General features: G+C 35.8%; 3 protein-coding genes. All 3 read right to left on the bottom strand.

Translation table 11 applies throughout. The features are described 5' to 3' along the window. Positions 1–1,112: 1,112 nt before the first annotated feature. From Q4566_RS11320 to Q4566_RS11310, 3 genes are read right to left on the bottom strand one after another with little or no spacing between them, the layout of a single operon-like run. Complete coding sequence (locus tag Q4566_RS11320; RefSeq protein WP_303421228.1) at positions 1,113–2,432, bottom strand: TolC family protein; 1,320 nt, start codon at positions 2,430–2,432, stop codon at positions 1,113–1,115. Next, complete coding sequence (locus Q4566_RS11315; RefSeq protein ID WP_303421226.1) at positions 2,422–5,619, bottom strand: efflux RND transporter permease subunit; 3,198 nt, start codon at positions 5,617–5,619, stop codon at positions 2,422–2,424. Before Q4566_RS11315 ends, Q4566_RS11320 begins: the two co-directional genes overlap by 11 nt. Continuing rightward, positions 5,619–6,752 carry an efflux RND transporter periplasmic adaptor subunit gene (locus Q4566_RS11310; RefSeq protein WP_303421222.1) on the bottom strand — a complete coding sequence of 378 codons (1,134 nt, stop codon included), beginning with the start codon at positions 6,750–6,752 and terminating at the stop codon, positions 5,619–5,621. Before Q4566_RS11310 ends, Q4566_RS11315 begins: the two co-directional genes overlap by 1 nt. Between the last annotated feature and the right edge of the window lie 16 nt (positions 6,753–6,768).

Here is a 6,768-nt window from a genome sequence, read left to right as displayed (position 1 = left end):
TTAGCTCGTTTCCTTGCTAAGCGGGTGCAAATGTAAAACCCTTTTTCTTAACTCACAATGTTTTTTTGATATTTTTTTTAAAAGTTTTTTTTCAAACTTTAATCACAATCTCAAAACGCTTTATGAACTTAATTTTGCTTCAACAGACATGCTGTTTTTAGCGGCTGCTAACATACAACCTTTATTTAATATCACAATGTTTTTTTGATTATTTTTTAAAGTTTTTTAACCCTAATTTAACACCTCCAAAACTGTTAAATGAACTACCGCTACAACTGCTACGCCTTTGTTAGCGGGGTGCAAATATACAACTGTTTCCTCGTAACCAACAAACTTTTTATGGGCTTTTTTTGATTATTTTTTGATCTTTGTTTTAACTTACAGTGAATCTGTGTTTTATGACTGAAAAAAGTTTTGCGTGGTTTGTATGAATTCTAGTTTGATCACCCTCTACTCCATTAATACTTTTGTAATAGTCCTTGTTTTATATGGAAAACCCTGGTTAGAATACTTCTGTTTTGGTTAGATCTGGCGGAATTATTGTTGATTTTTGCTTGATTTATCTTTTAGAATACTTAAAAAAGACTTTACACTGGGGTAACAAACGCCAAAACATGGCTGCTTCCGCTTAATTGGTCTCTTGTTTTTGTGTTTGAAGTATTCTTTTATCACGAAATCTTCTAAAAACTCTAAAAGTGATTGAATGTTTCGCTATCTACATATAGGTATACATTATATGTACTCAAAACAATTCCGCAGAAAGAGTAATAATTAAAAATGAATAGTGAATAGTTAAAATTTGACGGGAGACCGAAGACAGAAGTTGTCGTTCCTGACGAAAGGCGGTATCGTTTAAATTAAAAACGGGCAACTCTATTTAGGGAAGCTCAGTCGTGTCTAAAAAATTGGATCTCGACTGCGCCTGTCTGCCGATAGGCAGGCTCAATCTGATATTCTACTTAATATTCATTATTAGTGCTTCGTGTTCCTCTGTGAAATCCTCAGCGCAGCTCGGTGTAATGAATACTTTTTCTCGCTAAGACGCAAAGTTGATACACGTAAAAAATCTATGAAATCTGTGTCTGAAATAATTCTACGCGTAACAGTGACGACTAAAACTCTACATTCAACAGTTCTCCACTAATTTGAAGTAATTCAATTTCGGCAACTTTAGCTAAATACTTTGCTCTGTTTCTATTTAACTCAGCGTTTAGAAGATTTACTTGTGCCAAACGAAACTCAATGGAATTGACTTGACCTAGTTTGAATTTTTCTTCCGTACGGTCGAAGTTATTTTGAGAGGTTCGTATATTATCTTCCTCTAGTCGGTAAATGTTTAATCGGTTATGGTAATTATCCCAAGCATTATCGAAATCGCGTTCTAAAGAGACTAGTAGTTGCTGCTTTTGAATATTCTGTGCTTCTAAACTAATCTTAGCGTTTTTAACTCGCGTAATCGTACTACCACCATCAAACAAGTTCCAACTTAGGTTTAATCCGCCAGACAAACCATTGGATGTTGAGACCGCCACGAAAGAAGCTGCATTGTTATCGTTTTTATTCCACCCATAACTTCCTATTAAACCTACCGTAGGCAAAAAAGCCGATTTTTCGGAATTCACCCCTAGTCTACTAATGTCAATATTTTTATCAACCTGCAAAATGCTCACATTATTTGCAATGGCCTTTTGCTTCAATTCTTCCTTATTATATATGGTATTGAAATTGATATCGGTATCAACATCGAAAGTATCAGAAAGCGAATTTCCTAAAACCACATTTAAATCACGCTTGTAATTTCTAAGCTGTTGTCTTGTGTTCATCATGGTAATACTATCGTTATTGATATCAACTTCGGCATTAAGTACATCAAGTTTAGTATTCTGTCCATATTCAAATTGATACTCAGCACGAATTAATCTGTCTTTGGAAATTGCAAAGGTTTGGGTGATGGCATTGTAATTATCTGCAATCTCCGCTACATTATAATATACCGTAAATAGTTGCAGAACGGTATTTTCAATAGTAGCACGTGCTTCAAGTGCTGTTAACGCCTCAGTTTCTTTAAGACGTTTATAGTTATATGAGCGCCCTAAACCATCGAAAAGCACATAGTTTAAATCTACCGAAGCATTATATCTCGAACTTTCTGCTCCCGTTAGCTCTGTAACTCTTCCATCGGCAAACTCAGCCTCTGTATTATCTTTATTAAAAGTCGCGCCGGCATTTCCCGTTAGTGTAGGCAAATAGCCAGAATTTAAAATATCGGCATTATTTTTAGCAATCTCTACATCGGTATTCACTAATTTAATACCGTAGTTGTGCTCGAGTGCCAAACTTACTGCTTCTTGCTGCGTTAATACCTCTTGAGCAAATAACGACGAGGCTTGCGAAAACAATAGGATACTAAAAACAAGGGATTTAATGTGCATTCTCTTCATTTTGTTCTTTAATAGCGCGTTCAACTTCTTCTTTAGTCACGTCTTTACCGGTTGCCAACCACTTTACATTTTTCTTAATATCGTTACTAAACGATAAAAATAATGGTAACACCAATAAAGTTAATATGGTGGCATAAGCGATTCCGAAGGATATTGAAATAGCCATAGGTTTTAAAAATTGTGCTTGTCTACTTTTCTCTAATAGTAAAGGCGCTAATCCAGCTACTGTAGTAAGTGAAGTTAAGAAAATAGCTCTGAATCTCGATTTTCCAGCTTCCAAAAGGGCATCATCAAACAACATGCCCTCTTTTAAGTTACTATTAAACTTGCCTATTAATACGAGACCATCGTTTACCATAATCCCAATTAATGCAATAATACCTAACATAGACAACACATTTACCGGGAATCCTAAAAGCCAATGCCCCCAAGCGACAGCGGTTAAACTGAAAGGTACCAATAGAATTAACAATATTGGCTGACTATAACTTCTGAATGTAAAGGCAATCGTGATATAAATAAGCAGTAAAATTGGAATCCCCGCCTTACCCAAAGAATCAAAGAGTTTATTTTTCTCTCTATTCTGACCTTCATAAGACGTTGAAATTGTAGGGTATTTGGATTGAATAGCCGGAATAACATTCGTCTTGATATCATTTAAAATATCTGTTGTACTCGTACTTGGGTCTTTTAAATCGGCAGAAACCTGAATTTCACGTTGGCCAAGTAAATGGTTTATTGCCACATCACCTCTTTCAATAGAATAATTAGCAATATCTTTTAAGGTCACACGGTTACCTGTTGGAGTGATGATATGCATGTCGTCCAAATTGTTTATAGACTCTCTATTAGATCTGTCGTAACGCACCCATACTCGAATTTCATCTTGTCCACGCTGAAAACGTTGTGCTTGCACACCAAAAAATCCGGCACGCACTTGATCCATCACACTTCTTAAATTTAAGCCCAGTAAATAGGCACTTTCTTTTAATTCTAGTCGAATTTCTTTAATCCCAGCAGGATCATTATCTTCAACATCTTTTAATAGCGGGTTTTCTTGAAGTACTTTTTTCAACTCCTCTTTAGCACCTTTTAAATCGGTTATGTTATTACTTAATAATGACACCGAAACCGGACTTCCTCCAAAATTTCCTCCAGAACCAAAAATTAATCGTTCTGTTCCAACAACTGGCCCAACCAGTTCCCTTAATCGATTAGCCACCAAACTAGAACTAATTTCATCAGGTCGTTCTTCACCTGGTAATAAATTGATACTTAAACGCGCACTTGATGTACTGTTTAAGGTTAATATCGTATTTTCAAAAAGTTCCTTTCCTGTACCTTTTAAATATTTATCAGTAAGCTCTTGATTAACAATAAAGGATTTTTCTTCAATCATAGAAATGATAGAGTCTGTAATCTTCACATTAGTACCATTCGGCATATCAAGTTCTATACTCACACGGTCGCTGGCAATGGAAGGGAAAATGGTTGTTCCAATAATACCTCCACCAATAGACCCGAAAGTTAAAATCAACAAAGCCATAAAAATACCAAGAGATAAAAACTTAAATTCTAATACGAAATCGAAAGTAGGACTATATACCTTATCTCTTAGGAAAGACATTATTTTATCGCCAAGTTTATTAATGCCTCGCATTTTGGCAAAAAACTGTTTTACTTTTGAAGGGTTTTCTTCTTCAACAGGTTTATGCAATGCTTTAGAATGCGCTAAATGCGCCGGTAATATAATTAGCGCTTCGATTAATGAAACCACCAAGGTTAAAATTACGATAACCGAGACTTCACTGAAAAATTCACCAATTCGACTGTCTAAGAATAAAAAGAGAGAAAAAGCTAATAGTGTTGTAATGATTGCTGAAACCACAGGAGGAATAACTTCCATGGTACCATCGATAGCCGCTTGGATTGGCGTCTTGCCTTTTTCGTAATGCTGATAAATATTCTCGGCGATCACAATACCATCATCCACGAGGATTCCGATAACGATAATCATTCCGAAAAGAGACAGTACATTAATGGTCACATCAAACTGACCGGCAAAAATAAACATCCCTAAAAAGGAAACCGGCAAACCAAAAGCTACCCAAAATGCCAAACGGGTATTTAAAAACAACGATAAGAAAGCTAAAACGAGAAGCATACCAACGATCGCATTTTCAGCTAAAAGTTGCGTACGCTGACTTAAAGGAATGGATCTATCCTGAACAACATTTAATTCAACATTATTGTGACTTTGGTTATAGCCTTCAATATATTCATTTACCCTATCGGCGGAAGACATTAAATCTTCATTGTTGGTACTCGTTACTGTAATATTAACTGCTAACTCTTCATTATAAAAAGTAGCATTGGGTGTTTCTGAAAAACGATCGCGAATTATGGCAACATCTTTTAACCTTACTGTTTTACCGTTGTTAGTTGCTTTGATAACAATATTAGATAATTCATCACCGTAATACGATCTGTTATTGGCACGTATTAAATATTCTTCAGCGTCAGTTTTAATATTTCCACCAGTTACCAAAATATTAGAAGTTCCAATGGCTTGGGAAACATCGCTGAAGCTGATATTATAAGCTAATAAACTACTTTCGTCTACTGCTATTTCAATTTCCTCTTCTGGATAACCGGTTACTTCAACTTGGGAAATGCCATTTATGGCACGTAAATCATTTTCAATTTGCCTACCGATTTGCTTTAAAGTGACTAGTGGCACATTTTTTCCGCTTAAAGCGAAAGAAATTGTTTCTCTTACCTCTTCACGCTTAGCAACAATTAAAGGTTCCATTCCCGTTGGGAAAGATGGCACACGGTCTACAGCATTCTTAACTTCTAAGAGCATGAAGTCTATATTCTCACCCTTTTCAATTTCAACGGTAATGGTTCCGCTATTTTCTTTCGAAACTGAAGTGACCCGATCAAGCCCTCTTAAACCTTTAAGATTATCTTCAATTTTCAAAACCACACCCTCTTCAATCTCTTGAGGAGAAGCACCTGGGTAGGTCACATTTATGGTAATGATTTTAGAATCTATTAGCGGAAAAAAAGACGACTTAAGTGAAACTACTCCTATAACCCCAAAAACAAAAAACGCCAAAAGAAACACGTTAACCGCAACGTGGTACTTGATAAAATACGCGATTAGTTTCCTCATTATTTAGCGTTGGTTTTAGAAGTTTCATCTTTAAAAGGCCTTACCAGCATACCTACGTAAGCGCCTGGAACAGCTTTTTTCAAGATAACGGTACCGTCAGGTATGTCTTTTAAAACGACTTTGGTTTCCGAGAAATGCACTGGTTTTACAGGAACGACATCTAAAATGCTATCGCGAACCACAAAAACTTCATGATCTTCTAATAACAGATTCCTGTCAATTTCAATCGCATTTACCTCTTCTTTAGCGTCTACTCGAGCTTCTAAATACATGCCTTCTTTAAGGTTTTCATTTTCAACATCGATATAAGCTGTTATGGTTTGGGTAGTTGCATCAATACTTCCGTTTACACGAGAAACACGACCTTGATACGTTTCCGTTTCATCCAAATTATTTAACGTTACAGGCTCTCCAACTTTTAGTAAGCTCGCATAGCCTTTACTAAGAGCCACTTCCATTTCATATACAGAAGGATCTATAAACTCCCCTAATTTTTGTCCGCTACGAATTAAAGAACCTTCGGTAACCAAAGCTTCCGTTAGAATTCCAGAAAAAGGTGCTGTAATATTATATTTAGATAAACGCTGTTCTAAGTTTTTAACGTTGTAATAGCTGGAAACAATACCACGACCAGTAATGAAATAGTTTTCCTTTTCGGAAGTCATTTCTGGCAATTTTGGCGTTGATTTATTGATGTCGAAACTATTCAGATAGGTTTGCCATTTTTCGTAAACGTCTGGAAAATCCAAACGCAAATCTGGCATAATTGAAGATAGCGTATTGTATAAGTCACTTTTTGCAGACTGGACGCTTGCGTAATATTCGGCAGCATCCATACCAATTAAAGTTTGGCCTTTTCTATATTCTTGACCAGGTTTAAAAAGTACACGCGATGGCTTGAAAACACCTTGAACTTCCGCATATAATTCTACACGACGTTTGGCTACTAAACTTCCATTTGCAGGAATTATAATTTTAACTGTTGTATTTTTAACCGTATCTGTAAAAACTGTTTTAACAACTTTTTCTTTAACTGGTTTAGGCTTGTTTTTACTTGCAATCAGTTTTTTTGCAAACAAAAAGGAAAATACAATAAGCAAAACGCCTATTGCAGAAAGTATAATTTTTCGCATTCGTATAAATTTAGCG

Origin of the sequence: Tamlana sp. 2_MG-2023, assembly GCF_030548465.1 — a bacterium.
GTDB lineage: Bacteria > Bacteroidota > Bacteroidia > Flavobacteriales > Flavobacteriaceae > Pseudotamlana.
The sequence above is the reverse complement of the archived record's forward strand: the minus strand, read 5'-3'. Positions and strand labels throughout refer to the sequence as shown.